General features: G+C 67.4%; 22 protein-coding genes. 11 read left to right on the forward strand and 11 right to left on the reverse strand.

Features of this window, described 5'->3' with window-relative positions:
* Nucleotides 1–36 precede the first annotated feature (36 nt).
* The 3 genes from B1H19_RS21495 to B1H19_RS21505 all read right to left on the reverse strand — a co-directional run bounded on the left by B1H19_RS21495 (nt 37) and on the right by B1H19_RS21505 (nt 3,199).
* Nucleotides 37–1,317: an MFS transporter gene (locus B1H19_RS21495; RefSeq protein ID WP_083106397.1), complete on the reverse strand. Its 1,281-nt coding sequence runs from the start codon at nt 1,315–1,317 to the stop codon at nt 37–39.
* A gap of 77 nt (nt 1,318–1,394) precedes the next feature.
* Nucleotides 1,395–2,477, reverse strand: coding sequence for an inositol-3-phosphate synthase (locus B1H19_RS21500; protein WP_083106400.1), 1,083 nt, complete (start codon nt 2,475–2,477; stop codon nt 1,395–1,397).
* Nucleotides 2,478–2,524: 47 nt separating this feature from the next.
* The gene (locus tag B1H19_RS21505; RefSeq protein WP_083106402.1) at nt 2,525–3,199 is read right to left on the reverse strand and encodes a PadR family transcriptional regulator; all 675 of its coding nucleotides are present in this window, start codon (nt 3,197–3,199) and stop codon (nt 2,525–2,527) included.
* A 361-nt stretch (nt 3,200–3,560) separates the two neighbouring features.
* Here B1H19_RS21505 and B1H19_RS21510 point away from each other — a divergent pair, with 361 nt between their 5' ends.
* Both B1H19_RS21510 and B1H19_RS21515 read left to right on the forward strand, forming a co-directional pair.
* Nucleotides 3,561–6,236: a transglycosylase domain-containing protein gene (locus B1H19_RS21510; RefSeq protein WP_083106405.1), complete on the forward strand. Its 2,676-nt coding sequence runs from the start codon at nt 3,561–3,563 to the stop codon at nt 6,234–6,236.
* A 130-nt stretch (nt 6,237–6,366) separates the two neighbouring features.
* Complete coding sequence (locus tag B1H19_RS21515) at nt 6,367–7,857, forward strand: glycosyltransferase family 87 protein (RefSeq protein ID WP_083106408.1); 1,491 nt, start codon at nt 6,367–6,369, stop codon at nt 7,855–7,857.
* A gap of 79 nt (nt 7,858–7,936) precedes the next feature.
* Here the strand turns inward: B1H19_RS21515 and B1H19_RS21520 are convergent, their stop codons facing one another.
* From B1H19_RS21520 to B1H19_RS21530, 3 genes are all read right to left on the reverse strand, one after another.
* Nucleotides 7,937–8,968: an alanine racemase gene (locus B1H19_RS21520; protein ID WP_083106411.1), complete on the reverse strand. Its 1,032-nt coding sequence runs from the start codon at nt 8,966–8,968 to the stop codon at nt 7,937–7,939.
* A gap of 77 nt (nt 8,969–9,045) precedes the next feature.
* On the reverse strand, nt 9,046–10,167 hold the full coding sequence (locus B1H19_RS21525) for a lipid II:glycine glycyltransferase FemX (protein WP_083106413.1): 1,122 nt from the start codon (nt 10,165–10,167) through the stop codon (nt 9,046–9,048).
* A 138-nt stretch (nt 10,168–10,305) separates the two neighbouring features.
* Complete coding sequence (locus tag B1H19_RS21530; protein WP_083106416.1) at nt 10,306–10,623, reverse strand: hypothetical protein; 318 nt, start codon at nt 10,621–10,623, stop codon at nt 10,306–10,308.
* A gap of 230 nt (nt 10,624–10,853) precedes the next feature.
* Between B1H19_RS21530 and rpsF the strand changes: the two genes are divergently transcribed.
* The 4 genes from rpsF to rplI all read left to right on the forward strand — a co-directional run bounded on the left by rpsF (nt 10,854) and on the right by rplI (nt 12,646).
* A complete protein-coding gene (gene rpsF, locus B1H19_RS21535) occupies nt 10,854–11,144 on the forward strand; it encodes a 30S ribosomal protein S6 (protein ID WP_003978891.1) in 291 nt (96 codons plus the stop codon).
* Nucleotides 11,145–11,226: 82 nt separating this feature from the next.
* Nucleotides 11,227–11,817: a single-stranded DNA-binding protein gene (locus tag B1H19_RS21540; protein ID WP_046927049.1), complete on the forward strand. Its 591-nt coding sequence runs from the start codon at nt 11,227–11,229 to the stop codon at nt 11,815–11,817.
* A gap of 127 nt (nt 11,818–11,944) precedes the next feature.
* Nucleotides 11,945–12,181: a 30S ribosomal protein S18 gene (gene rpsR, locus B1H19_RS21545; RefSeq protein WP_003978893.1), complete on the forward strand. Its 237-nt coding sequence runs from the start codon at nt 11,945–11,947 to the stop codon at nt 12,179–12,181.
* Between the two features lie 18 nt (nt 12,182–12,199).
* Nucleotides 12,200–12,646, forward strand: coding sequence for a 50S ribosomal protein L9 (gene rplI, locus B1H19_RS21550; protein ID WP_030064466.1), 447 nt, complete (start codon nt 12,200–12,202; stop codon nt 12,644–12,646).
* 171 nt (nt 12,647–12,817) lie between these two features.
* Here the strand turns inward: rplI and B1H19_RS21555 are convergent, their stop codons facing one another.
* Both B1H19_RS21555 and B1H19_RS21560 read right to left on the reverse strand, forming a co-directional pair.
* On the reverse strand, nt 12,818–13,633 hold the full coding sequence (locus B1H19_RS21555; protein ID WP_237289443.1) for a trypsin-like serine peptidase: 816 nt from the start codon (nt 13,631–13,633) through the stop codon (nt 12,818–12,820).
* 90 nt (nt 13,634–13,723) lie between these two features.
* Nucleotides 13,724–15,061, reverse strand: coding sequence for an MATE family efflux transporter (locus B1H19_RS21560; protein ID WP_083106421.1), 1,338 nt, complete (start codon nt 15,059–15,061; stop codon nt 13,724–13,726).
* A 478-nt stretch (nt 15,062–15,539) separates the two neighbouring features.
* Here B1H19_RS21560 and dnaB point away from each other — a divergent pair, with 478 nt between their 5' ends.
* Nucleotides 15,540–17,978 carry a replicative DNA helicase gene (gene dnaB / locus B1H19_RS21565; protein WP_257789466.1) on the forward strand — a complete coding sequence of 813 codons (2,439 nt, stop codon included), beginning with the start codon at nt 15,540–15,542 and terminating at the stop codon, nt 17,976–17,978.
* Nucleotides 17,979–17,994: 16 nt separating this feature from the next.
* Here dnaB and def read toward each other — a convergent pair whose 3' ends face one another.
* Entirely contained in the window at nt 17,995–18,657 is a 663-nt protein-coding gene (def, locus tag B1H19_RS21570; RefSeq protein WP_083106424.1) for a peptide deformylase, read from the reverse strand.
* Between the two features lie 111 nt (nt 18,658–18,768).
* On the opposite strand from def, the gene B1H19_RS21575 reads away from it, so the two are divergent.
* Nucleotides 18,769–19,350 carry a helix-turn-helix domain-containing protein gene (locus B1H19_RS21575; RefSeq protein ID WP_083106427.1) on the forward strand — a complete coding sequence of 194 codons (582 nt, stop codon included), beginning with the start codon at nt 18,769–18,771 and terminating at the stop codon, nt 19,348–19,350.
* Nucleotides 19,351–19,445: 95 nt separating this feature from the next.
* Nucleotides 19,446–20,213, forward strand: a complete 768-nt coding sequence (locus B1H19_RS21580; protein WP_083106430.1) for an alpha/beta fold hydrolase — start codon at nt 19,446–19,448, stop codon at nt 20,211–20,213.
* Nucleotides 20,214–20,364: 151 nt separating this feature from the next.
* Here B1H19_RS21580 and B1H19_RS21585 read toward each other — a convergent pair whose 3' ends face one another.
* Together B1H19_RS21585 and B1H19_RS38770 are read right to left on the reverse strand one after the other, a co-directional pair.
* A complete protein-coding gene (locus tag B1H19_RS21585; protein ID WP_030064471.1) occupies nt 20,365–20,613 on the reverse strand; it encodes a hypothetical protein in 249 nt (82 codons plus the stop codon).
* Between the two features lie 221 nt (nt 20,614–20,834).
* Nucleotides 20,835–20,990, reverse strand: a complete 156-nt coding sequence (locus B1H19_RS38770; RefSeq protein ID WP_159028108.1) for a hypothetical protein — start codon at nt 20,988–20,990, stop codon at nt 20,835–20,837.
* A gap of 483 nt (nt 20,991–21,473) precedes the next feature.
* On the opposite strand from B1H19_RS38770, the gene B1H19_RS21590 reads away from it, so the two are divergent.
* A complete protein-coding gene (locus B1H19_RS21590) occupies nt 21,474–22,760 on the forward strand; it encodes a sensor histidine kinase (protein ID WP_083109783.1) in 1,287 nt (428 codons plus the stop codon).
* Nucleotides 22,757–23,473 carry a response regulator transcription factor gene (locus B1H19_RS21595; protein WP_083106433.1) on the forward strand — a complete coding sequence of 239 codons (717 nt, stop codon included), beginning with the start codon at nt 22,757–22,759 and terminating at the stop codon, nt 23,471–23,473. The genes B1H19_RS21590 and B1H19_RS21595 overlap by 4 nt, the downstream gene beginning before the upstream one ends.
* Nucleotides 23,474–23,517 lie beyond the last annotated feature (44 nt).

The following is a 23,517-nucleotide window of genomic DNA, read 5'->3' on the forward strand; positions in this document are numbered from 1 at the left end:
GTGTGCCGCCGACGCGGAGCAAGCGGCGTGGGCCCTTTATCGGAGGCGGCGCAGCGCCGATCGCCACCCGGAGCGTGCCAGTGCCGCGGCGACGAGTGCATAGAGAACGGTCACCACGACAAGCAGCACCACGGACCGTCCGCTGGGGGGCAGCATGAGCGCCGCGACCGCAGCCGCGCCGACGAAAGCAACGTTGAACAGCACGTCGTAGATGGCGAAGACCCGGCCGCGAAAGGCGTCATCCACCGAGGACTGCACCACGGTGTCCGTGGAGATCTTGGTCCCCTGTGTGGTGAGGCCGAGCAGGAAGGCGGCAGTCAGCATCGGCTTGGGAGCGAAGAACAGGCCGAGGCTTGGTACGAGCACGGCTCCCATGGCGGCGCAGCAGGCGATCCATCCGAACGGGCTGAGCCGCTCCACCATCCATGGTGTGACGAGAGCGGCTGCGAAAAAGCCCACTCCGGACACCACGAGGGTGATCCCGAGCAGAGCCAGGCCATGGGATTCGGTGGTGGCCCAGGAATAGCGGCACAGCATCAGCACCGTGACCGTCAGAGCGCCGTAGCAGAAGCGGATCAAGGTCATTGCCGCCAGGGCGTGTGCCGGTGTGCGCCGCTCCCGGAGATGACGCAGCCCCTCCACCAGTCCGCGCACGGTGCTCAACAAGGCTTCCCGCAGGTGAGGTTGAAGCCGGGAAGGATCGGGCCCGAGCAGTTCGGGTGTCATCCGCAGGGCGGTGAGCGCGGACCAGAAATAGAGGGCCGAGGCGAGTAGCACCACGAACGCATCCACATGCGAGCCGGCGAGCCGGACGGCGAATGCGAGCCCCCCGCCGGCCGTTGCGGCCAGTGTTCCGGCGGTGGGGGCAATGGAGTTGGCCATCACCAACTGCTGTTCACCGTCGACCACACGAGGCAAGGAGGCCGAAATGCCGGCCAGGACAAAGCGGTTCACGGCCGTCACGGAGAGCGCCGAGACGTAGAAGAGCCAGTCGGGTACATGGGCGACGATGAGCGCGGCGGTCGCTGCGGCGAGCAGGGTGCGCAGCAGATTTCCGTACAGCAGGACCTGGCGGCGACGCCAGCGGTCGAGCAGTACTCCGGTGAACGGCCCGAGCAGGGAGTAGGGCAGCAACAAGACGGCCATGGCAGACGCGATGGCCTCGGGCGACGTCTGCTTCTCGGGGGAGAAGACGACATAGGTGGCGAGTGCGACCTGGAAGGCGCCGTCGGCGGCTTGGGACAGCAGCCGCACGGCAAGGAGGGACCGAAAGTCGCGGAGCCGGAGTAACACGCGGAGATCGCGCACTGCATGCATGGCGCACAGCCTCACACAGCCCGCAGGCCCCCGGGGGGAATTCCCAGGGGCCTGCGAAGAAGGGTGCGGCGAACGTCTTAGCGCTCGACCTCGCCCTGGATGAACTTCTCGACGTTGTCGCGAGCCTCGTCGTCGAAGTACTGCACCGGCGGCGACTTCATGAAGTACGAGGACGCGGAGAGGATCGGACCACCGACGCCCCGGTCCTTCGCGATCTTCGCGGCGCGCAGGGCGTCGATGATGACTCCGGCCGAGTTCGGGGAGTCCCAGACCTCGAGCTTGTACTCCAGGTTCAGCGGAACGTCACCGAAGGCGCGGCCCTCGAGGCGGACGTAGGCCCACTTGCGGTCGTCCAGCCAGGCCACATAGTCCGACGGACCGATGTGGACGTTGTCCTCGCCCAGCTCGCGGTCCTTGATCTGGGAGGTGACGGCCTGCGTCTTGGAGATCTTCTTGGACTCCAGGCGGTCACGCTCGAGCATGTTCTTGAAGTCCATGTTGCCGCCGACGTTCAGCTGCATCGTGCGGTCCAGGATGACACCCCGGTCCTCGAAGAGCTTGGCCATCACACGGTGCGTGATGGTGGCGCCGACCTGCGACTTGATGTCGTCACCGACGATCGGGACGCCGGCCTCGGTGAACTTGTCCGCCCACTCCTTGGTACCGGCGATGAAGACCGGGAGGGCGTTGACGAAGGCGACCTTGGCGTCGATGGCGCACTGGGCGTAGTACTTGGCGGCGTCCTCGGAGCCGACAGGGAGGTAGCAGACCAGAACGTCGACCTGCTTGTCCTTGAGGACCTGGACGATGTCGACCGGGGCCTCGGCGGACTCCTCGATGGTCTGGCGGTAGTACTTGCCCAGACCGTCGAGGGTGTGACCGCGCTGGACCGTCACGCCGGCGTGCGGCACATCGCAGATCTTGATGGTGTTGTTCTCGCTGGCGCCGATGGCGTCCGAGAGGTCGAGGCCGACCTTCTTGGCGTCGACATCGAAGGCCGCCACGAACTCGATGTCACGCACGTGGTAGTCCCCGAACTGCACGTGCATGAGGCCGGGCACGCGGCTCTTCGGGTCGGCGTCCTTGTAGTACTCGACGCCCTGTACCAGCGAGGCGGCGCAGTTGCCCACGCCGACGATGGCTACGCGAACCGAACCCATTCCGGTTGCTCCCTGTGTTCTCGATGAGGACCTGGCACCGCAGGGCCTCATGTGGTGGTGTCATCGGACGGATCCGGCCGGGATCCACCCCGGTGCCGGGGCAGGCCGTCCGCATCTTCTGACTTCTTGTCCTGCGCTGCGGGATCCGGTGCGCGCTGATCGCGCCCGGTGCGCTCACTCTCGATGAGCTCGTTCAACCAACGAACCTCGCGTTCCACGGATTCCATGCCGTGACGCTGCAGTTCGAGGGTGTAGTCGTCCAGCCGCTCACGGGTCCTGGCCAGGGAGGTGCGCATCTTCTCGAGGCGTTCCTCCAGCCGGCTGCGGCGGCCTTCCAGCACGCGCATCCGAACGTCCCGCGACGTCTGACCGAAGAATGCGAAGCGAACGCCGAAGTGCTCGTCCTCCCAGGCATCCGGTCCGGAGTGGGCGAGCAGTTCTTCGAAGTGCTCTTTGCCCGCTGCGGTCAATCGGTAGACGATTTTCGCCCGGCGCCCCGTCAGTGCCGCGGCGGGCGCGCCCTCCGGGGCATCGCCCGTCTCCTCGACGAGCCAGCCGTTCGCGACCAGCGCCTTGAGGCAGGGGTAGAGGGTGCCGTAGCTGAACGCGCGGAACACCCCGAGCGAGGTGTTGAGCCGTTTTCGCAGCTCATAGCCGTGCATCGGAGACTCACGAAGCAGACCGAGGACGGCGAACTCGAGGACGCCGGAACGTCTGCTCACCCTCCGCCTCCTTGGCCTGGCGCGTTCTTTATCTCGTGCTGATGTATCGACTCGATACATCCAGACGATAGAACGGTGCCCCGTGTGGAACAAGCGGGGGCACGGTGAACGGCATCACATCACCAAATCGCTCTAGCCAACCTGACTGATTTGGAGTGAATTTCAACACTGGGCAGGTTTTGGCCATGCGTAGTCTGTGCGGCATGCAGACTGCCGGGAACCGTGGGCCGATATCTGGCGTCCCCGTCCTCGGTGTAATGCGGCCCGCACCGCAGGAGCGGGCCGTGCATCGGGGGGACCTGAAGACAAATGCCGCCTTCAGGCGACGAGAAAGTGCGCCTGCCCGAGGAGTAATCGTTCCATGAGCGAGCACCGTCGCAAACCGCCACAGCCGCAGGGTGGCGGACGTGCCGCGGCCCGACGTGCCGCGCAGCAGTCATCAGGGCGTCGTGCCGCGCCCTCACGAGACTCGGCTGCCGGTCCTCCGCCCACCTCGAATCCGCATGGTCAGGAGCGGCCGTACGGCGGACGCGCCGAGGCCCGACGTGCCGCACAGCGCGGCGGCCGACGACGGTCGGCCGACCCCGCGGAGATGGAGGTCGGCGGTGGCCCCGGCGGCCGTGGCGGCGGAGGCCGTCGTGGTGGTGGCGGCGGAAACGGCCCGGAGGGAGGTCGTGGGCGCGGCCGGGACAACGGAAGGCCCGGCAAGAAGCGCTGGCTCGACTACCCGCGTGCCAACCGCAGCGGATGGCGCCGCTTCGTGCCGTCCTGGAAGCAGGTGGCGAGCATCTGCGTCGGTTTCACCGGCCTGATCGTCGGGGCGGCCGGCGTCGCGCTGGCAGTGGTATCCGTTCCCGACGAAAATGATGCGGCCAAGGCTCAGAACAACGTTTACCTGTGGTCCGATGGCTCGGTTATGGCGCGCGACGGTGAGACAAACCGCCAGAACATCACCATAAATGAGATCCCCAAGTCCATGCAGGATGCGGTGATCTCCGCGGAGAACGCGTCATTCCGTACCGACTCGGGTGTCGACCCCATGGGAATCGCCCGTGCCCTGTTCAACATGGCCAGGGGCGGTGAGACCCAGGGCGGGTCGACCATCACTCAGCAGTACGTCAAGAACGCCATGCTGAGCCAGGAGCAGACCATTGATCGAAAGTTCAAGGAGCTGTTCATCTCGATCAAGGTCGGCTGGCAGATGGACAAGGACACGATCCTTCAGGGGTATCTGAACACCAGCTACTACGGTCGTGGCGCCTACGGCATCCAGGCGGCGGCCCAGGCGTACTACGGCAAGGACGCAGCCAAGCTCCAACCGAACCAGAGCGCCTTCCTGGCCGCCGTGCTCAAGGGCGCCAACCTGTACGACCCGGCAGGCGGAGTGGGCCCGAACGCCACCCGGCAGGAGAACACCCAGCGTGCCAAGGCGCGGTGGGCCTGGATCCTCGGCCGCATGGTCGCCAACCACCACATGTCCAAGGCGGATGAGGCCAAGTACCTGAAGCAAGGGTTCCCGATGCCCAATCCGCCGAAGCCGGTTGCCAGTAAGAGCGGACAGATCGGCTACTTGATGGACACGGCGAAGAAGTACGTGCTGAGGCATGCCGCGACCGATATGAGCGAGGCACGGTTCGACAAGGGTGGCTACACCATCCATACGACCTTCGACAAGAAGAAGACGGCCGAGCTCACGGCCGCGGTGAAGAAGGTCGACAAGCGGTACATCGATCCGAAGAAGCGGAGCAAGGACAAGTACGTCCAGTTCGGTGGTGCTTCCGTGGTGCCGGGAGACGGCAAGATCGTTGCGCTGTATGGCGGCGAGGGTTACGACAAGGGGCACTTCAGCAACAACGCCGACACCTACGGCGTGCCGGTTGGCTCGACGTGGAAGCCGTTTGTGCTGGCCGCAGCGATGAAGGGCGGCACCGTTCACAGCAACTATCAGCCGATCTCGCAAGATAGCCGCTACGACGGAGACGACCACCTCAAGGTGAAGAAGGCGGATGGGTCGTTCGTCCTGAAGCGGGATAATTCGCCGTTCTATCAGGAGAACGAGAGTGCTCACCGCTGGGGCTATATCTCGTTGACCAAGGCGATGGAGCAGTCCGTCAACACCCCGTTCGTCCAACTCGCCATGGATGTCGGCATGGACAAGGTCAAGGACATGGCGCACCGGGCGGGTATCTCGGAGGAGAGCTTCGACAAGCACCTCAACCCGTCCTTCGCGCTGGGAACCTCCACGCCGAGCGCGATCCGGATGGCGGACGCCTATGCGACCTTCGCCAACTCGGGGACGCAGTTCGAGCCGTACTCGGTGTCCGCGCTGACCTTCAAGGGCTCGGACGTGTCGGGTTTCGAGAAGCCGAAGCCGCAGCTGGCGATGTCCCCTGCGATCGCCGACAACGTGACCAGCGTGCTGCAGAACGTGGTCAAGAACGGTACGGGCAAGGGAGCCAGCCGTCTGCAGATGCCGGCCGCGGGTAAGACCGGTACCACTGACCAGAACAAGTCGGCATGGTTCGTCGGCTACACCAAGCAGTTGTCCACGGCCATCACGATGTTCCGCGAGGACGCGCAGAATCCGCGTCAGCTGTCCATGAACGGTGTGGGCGGATTCGACTCGATCCACGGTGGTGCGCTGCCCACCGAGGTATGGACCCAGTACATGTTGCAGGCCATGAACGGGGTCACGCCCGAGGCGTTCCCGACTCCTGTGCCCGTCGGCACCGAAGTGGACGAGCCGGGAATGCCCTCCCCGACGCCGACTCCCACGCCGTCGCAGCAGCCGTCGGATTCCCCGTCCGCGACGCCCAGTGATTCGGCTTCCCCCAGCGGCTCGCCCAGCCCGAGCCCGAGCGACACCTGCTCCAAGTGGGACATCGGGTGCAGCACCGGTGGTACGGGTACCGGCGGCAGCACCGGCGGACCCGGCGGACCTGGCGGCGCCACCGGAGGCGATACAGGTAGTCCGACGCCCGACCCCAGCGGCGGTGGCGGCCTCTTCGGCGGTCCCGGTGGGGGACGAAAGAAATGATCGCCCAATGTTTCACGTGAAACACGGTCCATGTTTCACGTGAAACATGGAGTCGCGAAGCCCCCGACCCGGGACGACCGGGCGGGGGCTTCGCCCTATTCGGCCAAGGGGCGTACGGCAGGATGGGGCCATGACGAGCGTGGGACGGGATGAGCCTGTACGGCCGACGAAGTGGGATGAGGTGGCGGCCGCCGGCAGCGAGCTGATCGGAGGCCCGATCGGCCGACGGGCGCTGCTCGGAACGAGCTGGCTGACGCCGGTTCGCCTCATCGCGTTGGTCGCCATCGGGATGTTCGCGCTCGGCATGGTGCAGAAACTGCCCTGCTACAACGGCGGATGGTTCTTCGGGGCCACGGCTCAGTACGCCCACGCTTGTTACTCCGACATCCCCCATCTCTACGTGGGACGGGGCTTCGCCGATGGACTCATCCCGTATTTCCAGCGGCTGCCCGGCGACATGGAGTATCTCGAGTACCCCGTACTGACCGGGCTCTTCATGGAGGTCGCCTCGTGGATGACGCCGCACCCGGAGACGATCCAGGACCGCGTTTCCAGTGAGCAGATCTACTGGCTGGTGAACGCCGGGATGCTGATGGCGTGCGCCGCCGTCATGGCGGTCTGCGTGGCGCGTACCCATCGCCGCCGTCCCTGGGACGGTCTGCTGGTTGCCCTGGCACCGGCCTTCGCGCTCACCGCCACCATCAACTGGGATCTGCTCGCGGTCGCCCTGACGGCCGCAGGGATGCTGATGTGGTCGCGCAGCCGCCCGCTGACGGCCGGAGTCCTGATCGGCCTGGCGACCGCGGCAAAGCTGTACCCCGTGCTGTTGCTGGGGCCACTCCTGGTGCTCTGCTGGCGCGCCGGAGCCTGGCGGGCGTACGGCAGGGCCCTGAGCGGTGCCGTGGCGGCCTGGCTTGTGGTGAACCTGCCGGTCATGATCGCGCACGATGCGACCGGATTCCATATCCGGGAGGGCTGGGCGAAGTTCTACACCTTCAGCCAGGAACGGCCGGTCGACTTCGGTTCGCTGTGGCTGCTGATCTCGCAGCGCACCGGGAATCCTCTGGAGAACGCGAACGTCTACGCCACGCTGCTGATGATCGTCGGCTGTGGCGTCATCGGGCTGCTGACCCTCTACGCGCCACGCCGGCCGCGCTTCGCGCAGCTCGCCTTTCTCGTCGTGGCGCTGTTCATCCTCACCAACAAGGTCTACTCACCGCAGTACGTCCTGTGGCTGATCCCGCTCGCCGCACTGGCTCGTCCGCGCTGGCGGGACTTCCTGATCTGGCAGGGCTGCGAGGTCATGTACTACCTGGGGATCTGGATGTATCTCTCCTACACCAGCGATGGTGAGAAGCATCAGGGTCTGCCGCCCGAGGGCTATCAGCTCGCCATCGTGCTGCACCTGCTCGGCACGCTCTACCTGTGCGCGGTGGTCGTACGGGACATCCTGATGCCGGAGCGCGATGTGGTGCGCAGGGGCGGGGACGATGATCCCTCGGGCGGTGTCCTGGACCGGGCAGCCGATGTGTTCGTGCTCGGCCAGGCCGCCCCTGCGCCACGGCATGCGGCGCACTTCGAAGGGGTGCCGACGGTGCGCTGGGGTGCCGTACGGAAGTGAGCGGACGGATGTAACGCCAAGGGCCCGGTGCCGCAGAGGAGGTCTGCGGCACCGGGCCCTTGGCGTTACAGAGGCGGGCTCAGCGGTCCACGACGCGGTCGTACTGGGTGGTGGTGTGCCGCAGGTGAGCCACCAGCTCTTCGCCGACCTGGGGCTCGGGGGCGTCCCCCGGCACGAAGAGGATGGACACCTGCATATGCGGCGGTTCGGCAAACCAGCGCTGCTTACCGCCCCATACATACGGCGACAGATTGCGGTTGACGGTGGCCAGGCCCGCCCGTGCCACGCCCTTGGCCCGGGGCATCACACCGTGCAGCGCCTTGGGGGACTCCAGACCGACGCCGTGCGAGGTGCCGCCTGCGACCACGACCAAGTAGCCGTCGGAGGTAGCCTTCTGCTGCCTGTATCCAAAGCGCTCCCCCTTGGCGATCCGGGTCACGTCGAGTACCGCGCCGCGGTACTCCGTGGCCTCGTGGTCGCCGAGCCACAGCCGCGTGCCGATCCGGGCACGGAAGCGGGTCTGCGGGAACTGCTGCTGGAGCCGGGCGAGTTCCTGGGCCTTGAGGTGGCTCACGAACATGGTGTGCAGCGGGAGGCGGGCGGCGCGCAGCCGGTCCATCCAGCCGATGACCTCCTCGACCGCGTCGGACCCGTCGGTGCGGTCCAGCGGCAGGTGGATCGCAAATCCTTCGAGCCGGACGTCCTCGATGGCCGCGGCCAGCTTCGGCAGGTCCTCCGCCTTGACGCCGTGCCGCTTCATGCTGCTCATGACCTCGATGACGACCCGGGCACCGACCAGGCCGCCCACCCCCTCGACCGAGGAGACCGAGCGGATCGCCCGGTCCGGCAGCGGCACCGGCTCCTCGCCGTGCCGGAACGGGGTCAGGACGAGCAGATCGCCGCTGAAGAAGTCCTTGATGCGGGCCGCTTCATAGGTCGTACCGACCGCGAGGATGTCGGACCCGAGGCGGGTGGCCTCCTCCGCCAGACGCTCATGACCGAAGCCGTAACCGTTGCCTTTGCAGACCGGGACGAGCCCGGGGAACTGCTGGAGCACGCTCTGCTGGTGTGCCCGCCAGCGCGCGGTGTCGACGTAGAGAGTGAGCGCCATGCCGGGCCCGGGACCTTTCTCGTAGCTGGGTGAATCAGGGTACGAACGGTGCGGTGGAGCTGTCGGCCGTGCGCAGGCTATCCGCGGTGCGTCATATAGAAGTCGAACGCCTTCTGCATCAGCTTGTTGAGCGGGAAGTCCCACTCACCGAGGTACTCCGCCGCCTGCCCACCAGTGCCTACCTTGAACTGGATCAGGCCGAAGAGATGGTCGTTCTCGTCCAGGGAGTCGCTGATGCCGCGAAGGTCGTAGACCGAGGCGCCGAGCTTGTAGGCGTCCTGCAACATCCGCCACTGCATCGCGTTGGAGGGACGGACCTCACGGCCGATGTTGTCGGAGGCACCGTAGGAGTACCAGACGTGACCGCCGACGACCAGCATGGTGGCGGCGGAGAGGTTCACGCCGTTGTGCCGCGCGAAGTACAGGCGCATGCGGTTGGGGTCCTCGGTGTTGAGGGCCGTCCACATGCGCTGGAAGTAGCCGAGCGGCCGCGGCCGGAAGTGGTCGCGCTCCGCGGTGATCTCATAAAGCCGCTGCCATTCGGCAAGGTCGTCGTAGCCGCCCTCGACGACCTCGACGCCGGCCTTCTCGGCCTTCTTGATGTTGCGGCGCCACAGCTGGTTGAAGCCCTTGTGGACCTCCTCCAGGCTGCGTTCGGCCAGTGGTACCTGGAAGACATAGCGGGGCTGGACATCGGCGAAGCCGGCACCGCCGTCCTCACCCTGCTGCCAGCCCATCCGGCGCAGCTGGTCGGCGACCTCGAAGGCGCGCGGCTCGATGTGCGTGGCCTCGACCTCCCGCAGACGCTTGACGTCCTGGTTCTGGATGCCCGACTTGATCGCCGCTGCGTCCCAGCGCCGGATGATCACCGGCGGGCCCATCTTCACGGTGAAGGCACCCTGCTGCTTGAGGTGCGCGAGCATCGGCTGCAGCCAGTCCTGAAGATTCGGCGCGAACCAGTTGATGACCGGGCCCTCGGGGAGGTAGGCGAGGTAGCGCTTGACCCGGGGCACCTGGCGGTAGAGGACGAGGCCGGCGCCGACCAGCTCACCGGTCGCGTCGAACCAGCCCAGGCTCTCCGCACGCCATTCGGCCTTGACATCCGCCCAGGCAGGAACCTGCATGTGGCTGGCCGCGGGCAGGCTCTGGATGTATGCCAGATGCTGCTCTCGGCTGATGGTCCTCAGGGTCAGGCTCATGCGGGGCGCTCCTCGGCTGGTGTGTCCCCATTGTCGGGGCTCCGGCTCTCGCGCCGAAGCCTACTGTGACCGGGGAGCACCCCGACTGGGCCGTACGGCCACGGGCGCCGTACGGCCTGATCCAGTTACTGAGCTGGGCTAACCGATGACGCCGCCCCAGAGGCCGCCATGGGCCAGGCCGAGGTAGAAGCCGAAGGCCGCCGCCCCGAGCCCGATGATCAACAGGAAGCGTTCACCCGTCGTCGACGAGATGAACTGGCCCCACAGTCCGGTGCCGATTCCCACCAGGCCCACCCAGGAGCTGACCAGGTGCAGGCCTGGGGAAAAGGTGGTGAGGGCGGCGATCGCGCCGAGGACGAGGGTCACGATGGCGAGAGTGTTCTCGACGGGATGCGCCTCACCGTCGCTGTTGAGCAGCGAGATCAGGCTGCGCTGGGTCCTTACTGCCTGTGCCATGCGGCACCTCCGATGACAGGGCGGCGCACTGTAACGCCGCTCACACCCGTTGTGTTCCAGGTTGAGGGGTGTGCCGCTCGGATTTCAACCGGAAGGCCGGAGGCAGGTACTCTGTACAGTCTGCGCCCATGTCTGTCCGGATACTCCGGCCGGACCAGGTGCGGAACGCATCATGACCCTCCTGCCACGGAACGACCGTGGCCGCTGAGTCCAAAGGAGGTGGGTTCTACATGCGTCACTACGAGGTGATGGTCATCCTCGACCCCGATCTCGAGGAGCGCGCTGTCTCCCCGCTGATCGAGAACTTCCTCTCCGTCGTCCGTGAGGGCAACGGAAAGGTCGAGAAGGTCGACACCTGGGGCCGTCGTCGTCTCTCGTACGAGATCAACAAGAAGCCCGAGGGCATCTACTCGGTCATCGACCTGCAGGCCGAGCCTGCGGTCGTCAAGGAGCTCGACCGTCAGATGAACCTGAACGAGTCGGTCCTCCGGACCAAGGTCCTCCGTCCCGAGACCCACTGAGCGCGCAAGCGTCCAGCGGTATCCGGGTTCGAGTAGCAGCAACACCAGCAGCCAGCAGCACACCCGCCGAGAGGTTCCCCTAATGGCAGGCGAGACCGTCATCACGGTTGTCGGCAATCTTGTCGACGACCCCGAGCTGCGCTTCACCCCGTCCGGTGCGGCGGTCGCGAAGTTCCGCGTCGCGTCCACCCCCCGTACCTTCGACCGCCAGACCAATGAGTGGAAGGACGGCGAGAGCCTGTTCCTGACCTGCTCGGTGTGGCGCCAGGCGGCGGAGAACGTCGCCGAGTCCCTGACGCGGGGTACCCGCGTGGTCGTGCAGGGCCGCCTCAAGCAGCGGTCCTACGAGGACCGCGAGGGCGTGAAGCGCACGGTCTACGAGCTCGACGTCGAGGAAGTGGGCGCGAGCCTGAAGAACGCCACGGCCAAGATCACCAAGACCGGTGGTCGCGGTGGCCAGGGCGGCGGCTTCGGCGGCGGCCAGCAGGGCGGTGGCCAGGGTGGCGGCGGCTGGGGCGGCGGCCCCGGCGGCGGTCAGCAGGGCGGCGGCGGTGCTCCCGCCGACGACCCGTGGGCCACGGGTGCTCCTGCCGGCGGCGGCCAGCAGGGTGGCGGCGGTGGTGGCTGGGGCGGCGGCTCCGGCGGCGGCTACTCGGACGAGCCGCCCTTCTAGGTCCATGCAGCCGGTTCGTCCGCCACGTTTCACGTGAAACACGATGTTTCACGTGAAACATCGCTGGGAGCGGCCGGGGGCCTTGAGGGCGTCAGCACACACTTCTTGAACTCACTGGAGAGAGACAATGGCGAAGCCGCCTGCTCGCAAGCCTAAGAAGAAGGTTTGCGTGTTCTGCAAGGAGAAGATCTCCTACGTCGACTACAAGGACACGAACCTGCTGCGGAAGTTCATCTCCGACCGCGGCAAGATCCGTGCCCGCCGAGTCACCGGCAACTGCACCCAGCACCAGCGCGACGTCGCCACGGCCGTGAAGAACAGCCGTGAGATGGCGCTGCTGCCCTACACGTCCACCGCGCGATAAGGGAAGGGTGACCGACAGATGAAGATCATCCTCACCCACGAGGTCTCCGGCCTCGGCACCGCCGGCGACGTTGTTGACGTCAAGGACGGGTACGCCCGTAACTACCTGGTCCCGCGTGGTTTCGCGATCCGCTGGACCAAGGGTGGCGAGAAGGACGTCGAGCAGATCCGCCGCGGTCGCAAGATCCGCGAGATCGCCACGATCGAGCAGGCCAACGAGGTCAAGGGCCAGCTCGAGGGCGTCAACGTGAAGCTGGCCGTCCGCGCCGGCGACGCGGGCCGCCTGTTCGGTTCCGTCACCCCGGCCGACGTCGCCTCGGCGATCAAGGCTGCCGGTGGTCCGGACGTCGACAAGCGTCGTGTCGAGCTCGGTTCGCCGATCAAGACCCTGGGCGCGCACCAGGTGTCCGTGCGTCTGCACGCCGACGTCGTTGCGAAGCTCGGCGTCGAGGTCGTTGCCGCGTAATCGCAGCACCACGCTGAAGGGCCGTACCCCCTCGCAGGGGGTACGGCCCTCAGTGCTTTCCGGAGCGCCTCGGACGGCGCCCGGCCGATATGCGGAGCCCGGCAGATGCCGGACCTCCCATGAGGGCCCGAACTCCGTGCATGTCCGCGTATCCGTCCACGTCGAGCGCGGTCAGTCCACGTCCTGCGCGTGCTTGTACAGGTCGGCGATATCGTCGTCGAAGTATGCGGCGTAGGAGACATCGTCCTCGTCACCGCCGCCCTCATGGCCGCCCAGGACGCCGATGACCGTGCCGGTGTGGCTGGTGGGGTCGTAGTCGGCCAGCCAGGGGCTGCCGCTGGTGCCGCCCTCGAAGTCGGTGCACTGGATGCGCATTTGGGTGTCACTGAACTTCGTGGTGCGGTTCTGGCAGGAGATGGGGGTCTCGCGGCTGGTCGGATACCCCGTGATCTTGACCTCGTTGTCGTAGCCGCGGTCGATGCCCAGGGTGTTGCCGCCCAGCACGTCCTGAATCTGCTTGCCCTGTTTCTTGTCGAGGATCAGGAAGGCGACGTCGAGGTCCTCGTCCTGCGACTTGGCCCAACGGTCATCGACGACCACCTTCTTGACCTTCCACAGGCCGGTGGGCCCGTCGCCGTCGCGGTAGTCGGGGGCGAAGACCAGGTCGTTGACCGTGGTGCCGGCGTCGGCGTCGTAGGCGCAGTGTGCCGCGGTGATCAGCATGTTCCGGCCCGGGCTCTGGACGACGCTCGCCGTGCAGAAGTGGGCGCCGCGGTCGTTCTTTTCGAAGACCGCGCCGACCCGGGCGTTCTGCTCGGTTCTGCGCGGGGTGTAGGCATTGCCGTCATCGGCCGGCGCCGTCGCGGCGGGGTCCTGGTCCCGGGGATCCTCCCCCGGCTCACCGGACTTGCCGAAACTGCTGCGGCCGGCCGGAGGGGTACGGGTATCGGCTTCTTCCGTGGCGTAACCCACCACAGCGGCTGCCACGAGGACGATGAACGTCAGAGGCAGGACAGATTTCCTGGCGAGCGCGCGCACAGGGCCATTATCGACAGCCACTCGCGGTTACGGGACAGTTCAGCGGGAGGCCCCCGTCACAATCCACCGGCCCGAGCGGCTGCGCAGCCAGAGTGTCAGCATACGCACGGTCATCATCAGGGCCATCGCCCACCACAGCGCGACCAGACCGCCATGGAGAGCGGGGACGGCCAGTGCCACCGGCGCGAACAGAGCGAGGGTCACCACCATCGCCCCGGCGAGATAGCGGCCGTCGCCCGCGCCCATCAGGACGCCGTCGAGGATGAAGACGATGCCGGAGATCGGCTGGGTGACCGCGATGACCAGGAGAGTGGCCATCAAGGGGCGGTGCACCGAGGGGTCGGCGGTGAACAGGGGGGTGAACAGCGGACGGGCGAGCGCGACCAGCACCCCGACGACCAGTCCGGAGACCAGGCCCCACTGGACCATGCGGCGGCAGGCGGCCCGGGCGCCGTCGCGGTCGCCCGCGCCGAGATAGCGTCCGATGATGGCCTGGCCGGCTATGGCTATCGCGTCCAGGGCGAAGGCCAGCAGCTGCCAGAGCGTGAGCACGATCTGGTGCGCGGCTATCTCGGCGTCGCCGAGCCGGGCGGCGACCGCGGTGGCGATCATCAGCACCGCGCGCAGCGAGAGCGTACGTACCAGCAGCGGCACGCCTGCCTGTGCACAGGCGCGTATCCCCGCAGCGTCGGGGCGCAGGGAGGCGCCGTTGCGCCGGGCGCCGCGGATGACGACGGAGAGGTAGGCGGCGGCCATGGCGCACTGGGCGATGACGGTGCCCCAGGCGGAGCCGGCGATGCCGAGGCCGGCGCCGTAGACCAGGCCGGCGTTGAGCGCGGCGTTGGCGGAGAAGCCGCCGATGGCGACGTACAGCGGGGTCCGGGTGTCCTGGAGGCCGCGCAGTACGCCGGTGGCGGCCAGGACGACGAGCATCGCGGGGATGCCGAGCGCGCTGATGCGAAGGTAGGTGGTGGCGTACGGGGCGGCGGTGCCGGAGGCGCCGAACGCATCGACGAGCCACGGGGCGCCGGGCAGTACGGCCGCGATCACCGCGGCGCCGAGGAGGAGGGCGAGCCAGATACCGTCCATGCCCTGGCGGATGGCGCCGGAGAGATCCCCGGCGCCGACCCGGCGGGCCACCGCTGCGGTGGTGGCATAGGCGAGGAAGACGAAGACGGAGACCGCGGTGGTCAGCAGCGCGGCGGCGACACCGAGGCCCGCCAGCTGGGGGGTGCCGAGGTGGCCGACGACGGCGCTGTCGACCATGACGAAGAGCGGTTCCGCGACGAGTGAGCCGAAGGCGGGCAGGGCCAGCGCGACGATCTCGCGGTCATGGCGGCGGAGGGCGCGCCGTGGCGTCGCGGGAGCCAATGTCATGCGGGCAATCTAATCTTCCACAGGTAAGAGATGCAAACGTTGCGTGGTCCTTACTTTCCGCTGTGTGGAGCCCTCGCCGCCGCAAGGTTTGCCATGATCTTGAACAGGTCGCCGAAGTTTTTCTCCCCCACAGCCTATGGATGAGAAAGTTGCAGGTCAGGGGCTTATGGGCGGCCTGATTGTGTGCTTGTCCACAGTGGTTTCCCCCGGCTCGTGCACAGGATCCCGGGACTTCTCCACAGCTGGAGCCCCGTCATCCACACAGCCTGTGGATAACCAGATTGGCGGACGGTGCCCGCGGGCCTACCGTGGTCCGGCGCCCGCCGCCCGTTTCCGGCCTGAGACAACGTCCGAACTCGACGCGCCGTAACCAGGAGTCGGGCGTCTCGATTGTCAGAGCTGTGCCGTAAGAAGGAAGCGCACAGCAAGGTCCGCGTCGCGGACGGGAGGAGGTGCCGGGGTGAGCATGCCCGAGCCCATGGACGACCCCTGGGCGGACTCCGGTCCCGGCGACCGGCTGCCGGCGCCCCGCTCCCGCCAAGGCGAGGGCAAGGGCCGTGGCCGAGGCGACCGCCCCGCTCGCGACGACGACGCCGGCTCCTGGTCGGGCGGCTTCGAGCGGGTCCCCCCGCAGGATCTGGACGCGGAGCAGTCGGTGCTCGGCGGCATGCTGCTGTCCAAGGACGCCATCGCCGATGTCGTCGAGGTCCTCAAGGGCGAGGACTTCTACCGCCCCGCCCATGAGCTGGTCTTCCAGGCGATTCTCGACCTCTACGCCAAAGGCGAGCCGGCCGACCCGATCACCATCGCCGCGGAGCTGACCAAGCGCGGCGAGATCGGCAGGGTCGGCGGCGCCTCGTATCTGCACACCCTCGTCCAGTCCGTCCCGACGGCCGCCAACGCCGAGTACTACGCCGAGATCGTCCACGAGCGCGCCGTGCTGCGCCGGCTCGTCGAGGCCGGCACCCGCATCACGCAGATGGGATACGCGGCGGACGGCGACGTCGACGAGATCGTCAACAGCGCCCAGGCGGAGATCTACGCCGTCACCGAGCAGCGGACCAGCGAGGACTATCTGCCGCTCGGCGACATCATGGAGGGCGCCCTCGACGAGATCGAGGCGATCGGCTCGCGACAGGGCCAGATGACGGGCGTGCCCACCGGCTTCACCGACCTCGATTCCCTCACCAACGGCCTGCACCCGGGCCAGATGATCGTGATCGCGGCGCGTCCCGCCATGGGTAAGGCCCTCGCCCTCGACACCCCGCTGCCCACCCCTACGGGCTGGACCACCATGGGCGAGGTGCGGCCCGGTGACTCTCTGCTCGATGCCGCGGGGAGGCCGACGCGTGTGGTGGCCGCCACCGAGGTGATGACGGGGCGGCCCTGCTACGAGATGACGTTCGACGACGGCACTACCGTCATCGCCGACGCGGATCACCAGTGGCTCACCGACACCCGGTCCTCTCGTCCGGTGGCCGGGGCCGCAGCGGGCGACGGCCCCAGCCCGCGCGCCCTCGCCTCGGTCAGGACGACCAAGGAAATCGCCGCGACGCTGCACTGCCCCACGGCAGACGACCGCCCGAACCACAGCGTGGAGAACGCCGCCGCCCTCGAACTCCCGCATCGGGAGCTGCCGGTGGCGCCGTATGCACTCGGCGTATGGCTCGGCGCCGACGGCCACGGTGAGACTGTGGGGCGCACCGCGGCTGGGGATCACGGCGAGGCGCCGGGGCTCGCCCCGGCGGACGTGGAGCCGCTGGGCCTCCTGGGGAACAAGCACATCCCCCAGGCGTATCTGCGCGGCTCCCTCGCCCAGCGGACGGACCTCCTCACGGGTCTGCTGGACGCCGGCGGAACGGTCACTGCGAGCGGATCGGTGCAGTTCACGGCCCCCAACGAGGCTCTGGCCGAAGGAATTCATGAGCTGGTGGTGAGCCTCGGCCGACGCTGTGGACTGCGTACCGAGGCGGTCGGCAACCCGGCCAACGGGCGCGCTGACAAGCCGTCCACCACCGCCTACGTCCTCACCTTCACACCGCCCGACGACGTCATCGGACCGGAGCGGAAACGGCGCGGGCACACAGAGGACGACCGTCCCAAGAGCCCCACGCGCCGCCTCATCACCGCCGTCCGGGAGATCGCGAGCGTCCCGGTCCGCTGCGTCCAGGTGGACAACCCGGATCACCTGTACCTGGCCACCAGGTCGATGGTCCCCACCCACAACTCGACCCTCGCCCTCGACTTCGCCCGCGCCGCCTCGATCAAGAGCAACCTGCCCAGCGTGATCTTCTCGCTGGAAATGGGACGCAACGAGATCGCGATGCGACTGCTGTCCGCCGAGGCGCGAGTGGCGCTGCATCACATGCGGTCCGGGAGCATGACGGACGAGGACTGGACGAGGCTGGCGCGCAGGATGCCGGATGTGTCGGCCGCGCCGTTGTACATCGACGACTCACCGAACCTCTCGATGATGGAGATCCGCGCCAAGTGCCGCCGGCTCAAACAGCGCAACGATCTGAAGCTGGTCGTCATCGACTATCTCCAGCTGATGCAGTCCGGCGGCTCCAAACGGGCCGAGAGCCGTCAGCAGGAGGTCTCGGACATGTCGCGAAACCTCAAGCTGCTGGCTAAGGAGCTGGAGCTCCCGGTCATCGCGCTCTCCCAGCTCAACCGTGGCCCCGAGCAGCGTACGGACAAGAAGCCGATGGTCTCCGACCTGCGCGAATCCGGGTCGATCGAGCAGGACGCCGACATGGTCATCCTGCTGCACCGCGAGGACGCCTACGAGAAGGAGTCCCCCCGCGCGGGCGAGGCCGACCTGATCGTGGCGAAGCACCGTAACGGTCCCACGGCGACGATCACCGTGGCGTTCCAGGGGCACTATTCGCGGTTTGTGGACATGGCGCAGACGTAAGCGGAACCACGGCGTCCTACCGGCCCAAACCGGCAGCCTTGACCGCCCGTTGCGCGAAAACGTCCTCACGGCGGTCGTCCATCTGCCGCAATGCGTCCTTGCGGTCCCGCTTGGAGAGCCGGTCGAGATAGGTGTGGCCGACGAGGTGATCGGTCTCGTGCTGAAGACACCGGGCGAAGTAGCCCGTCCCCTCGATGACGAGAGGGTCGCCGTCCCTGTCGTACCCGCGGACGACGGCGCGATCGGTGCGGGGGACCGCCATGGCGGCACCGGGGACGGACAGGCAGCCCTCGATGTCGTCGACGAGTCGCCGGCTGCCTGGATCGGGCAGGTCCAGAACGGGGTTGATGATGTGTCCGATATGCCGGATTCCCTCGTCGTCCGGGCAGTCATGGACGAACAGCCGCAGGTCAACGCCGACCTGATTGGCAGCCAGGCCCGCACCGTCGGCCACATACATGGTCAGGAACATGTCGTCGATCAACGCCGACAACTCCGGAGTTCCGAATCCGGTCACCTCCCGGCACGGACGGCTCAGCACCTCCTCACCCACCACCGTGACCCTGCGAACCGACCCCCGTTCCGCCTCCGGTGGCAGAGCCGGATACGAGTCGACGGGGCGGCCCTGTGCACGGACTCGCCGGTCGACGGGACGGGACCGCTCGTGACGAACAGACACAGCTGTCTCCCCTTTTGCGCACGCCACAGATGCCGCGGAGGTCACCGCGGCTGATGTTTCAGTTGGCATCACTGCTTGCCAAGAGCTTTGCAAAGTAGCACTCTTTGCAAAGTGACTGCAGATGACCTCGACGCGCAGGACGATGACCGGACGGCCGGCACCGACGAAAAATTGCGCGAGCATGAAGTCCGTACAGCCTTGCTGGACCTGCTTGCCAAAGTCGGCACCGTCACAGCGACCCAAGCAGCTTCCTGGCTGGGCTACAGCTCGGGCCTCTGCTCATTTCATCTGCGGCAGCTCGCACGTCACGGATACATCGAAGAGGCCCCCCACAGCGGAGGCCGCGTACGCCCCTGGCGTCTGAAGCAGGACACCACCGCTGCCGACGGACACGTGGCGGAACGGTTCGGCGACTTGGCCCGTGGGCTGGAGGACGAAAGTTGGCAGCGCTGGCTGACCCAGCGAGGTGAAGCGCCGTCCGAATGGCGTCACGAGGAAGCCTTCAGCGGTGTCGCCTACCTGACGCCTGAAGAGATGAGCGCGGTCGCGGACGTGATCCGACGGGCGCTCGCGCCCTACCAGGACCGCGAACATCGTCCTCTGGCCCGGCCCGACGGCGCACTGCCGGTGGCCCTCATCACCCGACTGTTTCCCCTGCTTCCCCACGCAGTCGGCGACGGAGACCAGGGATGAGGATCCGTCAGGCACTTCGTGATCCCTTGAGGGCTTGTCACCAAGCGGAAAAAAGAAGGTGTCTGACGCAGCGTGAGGCATACAGAGTGGTCGGCATGGAGCAACCGACCCGGCACTGTATGAGCATCGACGGTCGTCGCCTGTCCTTCCTCGACTACGGCGGGCGTGGCCGGCCGCTGCTCGCGCTGCACGGGCACTTCGGGGACGGGCGGACTTTCGCCGGGTTGGCGCACGCTCTCCCCGAGTGGCGGGTGATCGGTCTCGATCAGCGAGGACACGGGTCTTCGGAGCGGGCGACGGACTACTCGCGGGACGGCTACGTGGGAGACGCCGCGGCGCTCCTCGATCACCTCGGCCTCGCGGACGTCGTGGTCCTGGGCCACTCGCTCGGAGGCGTCAACGCCTACCAACTCGCGGCGTGGCATCCCCGTCTCGTCAGAGCTCTCGTCATTGAGGACATCGGCGCCGAGGTCGATGGCGATCTGTCCTCTTGCCTCTCCTGGCCGGAACGGGCGCCCACCCGAGAAGCGCTGGTCACAGGACTGGCGGGATCGGCCCGCTACCTCATGCACGCCATCCGCGAGTACCCCGACGGCTGGGGCCTCGCCGTCCGCCCGAAGGACATGGTCGCCTCACAGCAACAGCTCAACGGTGACCACTGGGGCGAGTGGCTGTCCAGTGACTGTCCCGCACTCCTGATCCACGGAACGCGGAGTGACCGCCTCAGCTCTTCGTGCGCCAGGGCCATGGCAGAGCGGCGCCCGCGCACCCGGATTGTGGAACTGGCAACCGGACACACCGTTCATGAGACGGATCCGGCCGGGTTCGCGGCCGCGGTGCGGAGCTTTCTCCGTGCGTTGTGACCCCTGTGCACGTGCCGTCCGAGTCCGGATACGTGTGTACCTGCTGGGCTCACGCCCGGTTCCCGCAAAAGGACGGAAGGGCCACGGTGCCGAGCCTGTGGCTCGGACACCGGGGCCCTTCCGTTACCTATACCTACGCGACTGCCGGTGCTCACCAACCGCCGTTGCAGCCCATGCTCGAGCCCACGCCCATGGCCTGGCCACCCGCGGAACCCTCGCCGTTGAGCGCGTTGCCGAGCAGACCGTTGAGGATCCCGATCTGGTCGAGAACGGCGACGTTCAGGTCGTGCGACCGGCACATGCCCCCGCCGCCGCGGGCAGCATTGGCGGTGCCGGCACCGAGGAAGCTGACACTGCCGAGAACGGCGACCACGACGGCGGCCTTGCGAAGGTTGTGCATTTTTTCCTCCATGAGTTGAACGGATGCGATCTGCGATAGATCCACTTTGTGCGGTTACCGGGAAGCTAATACGAAAATCTTCACTTCGCTCATCGGCGCTGGCATACGGGTTCCCCCGCTGGTCCGCCCGTGGCAAGTCGCGCATCGAGCCGCTCTCCGGGAGGGGCATCCCGCAGCGCCCTGGCGAGGGCGAGTGTGGGCAGCAGCAGGGTCATGGACCCTCATACCGCCACCTGGGCCCAGAGGTTGACGGAGGAACAGAGAATCGCCGTGGTGTTTGCGGAGTGTGGCAAGGCGGCGGTTTCAACGCTGCCGTTGCGCGGATACAGCTGGGTGAGAATGGCCTCCTGGAAACGGAACGACAGTGCGGTCGGCATAAAGGCGCTGCCGGAATATCCGTTCCAGCTGAATTCCCGTCCGGGTTTACGTGAGCCCGTAGGGGCGCCGCCGTAGGTTCGGGAACTCGAGGCGCGTGTGGGCTGTTCAGCGGCAGGGCCGGGGTGTCACGGGCCCGGTACGGGGCCTGATAGAGGGCGCTGCTTGGGGTGGATCGGGTGCCCGTCCGACCGCCGATAATGCGGGGTTGAGATAAGTGATTGGTAGTCACAATTCCGATCCCCGACGGCAGAGGAAGCGCCTTGCTATTCGTCGGCTTCTTGCGGGTATGGAGTCCCCTTAATGATGCTCAAAGTGAGGGGCCATGAGATTTATGGGAACTGTCATACGGTCCGTCAGATCCATCACCGCACACATCGCCATGATGTGGGCCTCCCCAACGCCCGTGACGCGATGGGACGTTCTGGCTCTTTCGGGTGAGGTTTGCCGTACGGCGGACTGCCATGATCGGACTCGTGCGCAGCATGGATCGCCCGCCCGTCGGCAGGGCAGTGAAACGAGGTGTGACGGCCTGGGGGCATGCGCTCCTCGGCGCGATGCTCGGTGTGGTTCCGGTGGTGGCGGGGCTGTTGTTCACGTCCCCGGTTTGGCCGATGGCGCTGCGGATTGCGGGCTTCACGCTCGTGTGTGCGGCGGTGATCCTGGCCATGGCCTTCCCTCGCGCAGCACGCCGGAGAAGCGTGCGGCTGACGAACCGTCTGCTGGGCACCGATCTGCCCGTTCCGCTGGAGCCGGTGTCGGGGGAACGCTCGCCGGGCCCTTGGGTGAACCGGCTTCGTACGGCGGCATGGCTGGTGCCGCATATGGCACTGGGCGGGCTGGTGACCGGGCTGACGGTGCTGTTGCTGTTCAGCGCCCTGATGTTCCTGGCGGTGTGGCTCGGCGGCGGGGGCGTGGTCGACAGTTTTGGGCTGACCCTCAGGGTGCATTCCGGGCTGCCGGGCCTGTGGGCGGGGGCCGTGGCCGTCGGCTGTCTGATGGCGACGGTGGCCGTCTGCGCCGGTGCGGCCGCCGCACTCCGACTGCTCGCACCGGTCTTCCTCGACCATCGCCAGGCGGAGCGGCTGGCCGCCGCCGAGGAGCAGATGCGCCGTCTGGCCCAGCGCAATCGGCTGGCCCAGGAGCTGCACGACTCGATCGGCCACACCCTGACGGCATCCACCATCCAGGCGGCCGTGGCAGGCGAGTTGATGGAGCGTGACCCGGACGCAGCACGCAGGGCCCTCCGCAGCATCGAAGAGACCTCCCGGGTCGCGATGGACGACCTCGACCATGTGCTCGGCGTCTTGCGTGAGGAACGGTCGCCCCGCACGCCGCAGCTCACCCTCGGCGATCTCGACCCCCTGGTGGAGCGGGTGCGGCGGGCCGGAGCCGAGGTGAGTGTCACCACCTGCGGCGCACTGGAGCGGATACCGGCCACCGCCTCCCGGGAGGCGTACCGGATCGTCCAGGAGGGGCTGACCAATGCGCTGCGGTACGGAACGAAGGCGGGCATCGCCTTGCACGTCACGGCTCAGGACGACTGGCTGACGCTGGAACTCGTCAACCCCGTAGCCGTGGAGGACGCCGGATTCCGGTCGCGCAAGCGGCGGGGCGAGGGGCAGGGGCTGGCCGGTATCGAGGAGCGGGTGCGGCTGCTGCGCGGTGAGGTGTCCGCCGGGACGACGGAGGGCCATGGTGGCGACGGGGCAGGGCAGGGCGCTACACGGTGGCGTCTCGCGGCGCGCATTCCGCTACGGTCGGCGCCATGAGCACCGCTCCTCCCGCAAACGCCGGCCAGGACACGCCGACCAGGGCCCCGGACGCGCAGGTGAGCGTGCTCATCGCCGACGACGAGGAACTCACCCGTACCGGGCTGCGGGTACTGCTCGCCTCCAAACCCGACCTCGATGTCGTCGGCGAGGCCGCAGATGGCGCGGCGGTGCTCCCGCTGGCTGTACGGCTGCGCCCGGACGTCGTGCTGATGGATGTTCGGATGCCCCGGCTGGACGGCATCGAGGCCACCCGGCGGTTGCGGTCGGAGCTCGCCGAGCCACCCAAGATCGTCGTGATCACCACCTTCGAGAACGACGAGTACGTCTACGACGCGCTACAGGCCGGAGCCAGCGGATTCGTCCTCAAGCGCGCTCCGGCCCAGCAGATCGCACAGGCCATCCGGCTGGTCGCCACCAGCGATTCCGTACTCTTTCCCGAGGCCGTGCGCAGGCTGGCGTCGGGTCGGCCGGTGCGCCGAGACGCCGCTCGCAAGCTGGCCGTGCTCACCCGGCGCGAAACGCACATTCTGCGGTGGATGGCGAAGGGCCTGACGAACCAGGAGATCTCCGTCGAGCTGACCGTGAGCCTGGAGACCGTGAAGACCCATGTCGGCAATGTGCTGGCCAAGCTCGGCGCGCAGAACCGCACCCAGGCGGTGATCCTGGCGTATGAGACGGGGCTGGTCGGGACCGGGGCGACCGGGTTGTAGGCGGGCGCCCCACAGGACCTTCCGTATCGTCCGCCGCGAAGGCT

Origin of the sequence: Streptomyces gilvosporeus, assembly GCF_002082195.1 — a bacterium.
GTDB classification, from domain to species: Bacteria; Actinomycetota; Actinomycetes; order Streptomycetales; family Streptomycetaceae; genus Streptomyces; species Streptomyces gilvosporeus.

Bases quoted from the DNA above. Each gene is read 5' to 3' on its own strand.
- B1H19_RS38770 (WP_159028108.1), bottom strand. From the start codon at position 20,990: ATGCCGACCGCACTGTCGTTCCGTTTCCAGGAGGCCATTCTCACCCAG.
- B1H19_RS21525 (WP_083106413.1), bottom strand. From the start codon at position 10,167: ATGAGCCTGACCCTGAGGACCATCAGCCGAGAGCAGCATCTGGCATAC.
- B1H19_RS21595 (WP_083106433.1), top strand. From the start codon at position 22,757: ATGAGCACCGCTCCTCCCGCAAACGCCGGCCAGGACACGCCGACCAGG.
- B1H19_RS21580 (WP_083106430.1), top strand. From the start codon at position 19,446: ATGGAGCAACCGACCCGGCACTGTATGAGCATCGACGGTCGTCGCCTG.
- B1H19_RS21510 (WP_083106405.1), top strand. From the start codon at position 3,561: ATGAGCGAGCACCGTCGCAAACCGCCACAGCCGCAGGGTGGCGGACGT.
- rpsR (WP_003978893.1), top strand. From the start codon at position 11,945: ATGGCGAAGCCGCCTGCTCGCAAGCCTAAGAAGAAGGTTTGCGTGTTC.
- B1H19_RS21585 (WP_030064471.1), bottom strand. From the start codon at position 20,613: ATGCACAACCTTCGCAAGGCCGCCGTCGTGGTCGCCGTTCTCGGCAGT.
- B1H19_RS21515 (WP_083106408.1), top strand. From the start codon at position 6,367: ATGACGAGCGTGGGACGGGATGAGCCTGTACGGCCGACGAAGTGGGAT.
- B1H19_RS21495 (WP_083106397.1), bottom strand. From the start codon at position 1,317: ATGCATGCAGTGCGCGATCTCCGCGTGTTACTCCGGCTCCGCGACTTT.
- B1H19_RS21590 (WP_083109783.1), top strand. From the start codon at position 21,474: ATGGATCGCCCGCCCGTCGGCAGGGCAGTGAAACGAGGTGTGACGGCC.
- rplI (WP_030064466.1), top strand. From the start codon at position 12,200: ATGAAGATCATCCTCACCCACGAGGTCTCCGGCCTCGGCACCGCCGGC.
- dnaB (WP_257789466.1), top strand. From the start codon at position 15,540: ATGGACGACCCCTGGGCGGACTCCGGTCCCGGCGACCGGCTGCCGGCG.
- B1H19_RS21540 (WP_046927049.1), top strand. From the start codon at position 11,227: ATGGCAGGCGAGACCGTCATCACGGTTGTCGGCAATCTTGTCGACGAC.
- rpsF (WP_003978891.1), top strand. From the start codon at position 10,854: ATGCGTCACTACGAGGTGATGGTCATCCTCGACCCCGATCTCGAGGAG.
- B1H19_RS21500 (WP_083106400.1), bottom strand. From the start codon at position 2,477: ATGGGTTCGGTTCGCGTAGCCATCGTCGGCGTGGGCAACTGCGCCGCC.
- B1H19_RS21560 (WP_083106421.1), bottom strand. From the start codon at position 15,061: ATGACATTGGCTCCCGCGACGCCACGGCGCGCCCTCCGCCGCCATGAC.
- B1H19_RS21530 (WP_083106416.1), bottom strand. From the start codon at position 10,623: ATGGCACAGGCAGTAAGGACCCAGCGCAGCCTGATCTCGCTGCTCAAC.
- B1H19_RS21520 (WP_083106411.1), bottom strand. From the start codon at position 8,968: ATGGCGCTCACTCTCTACGTCGACACCGCGCGCTGGCGGGCACACCAG.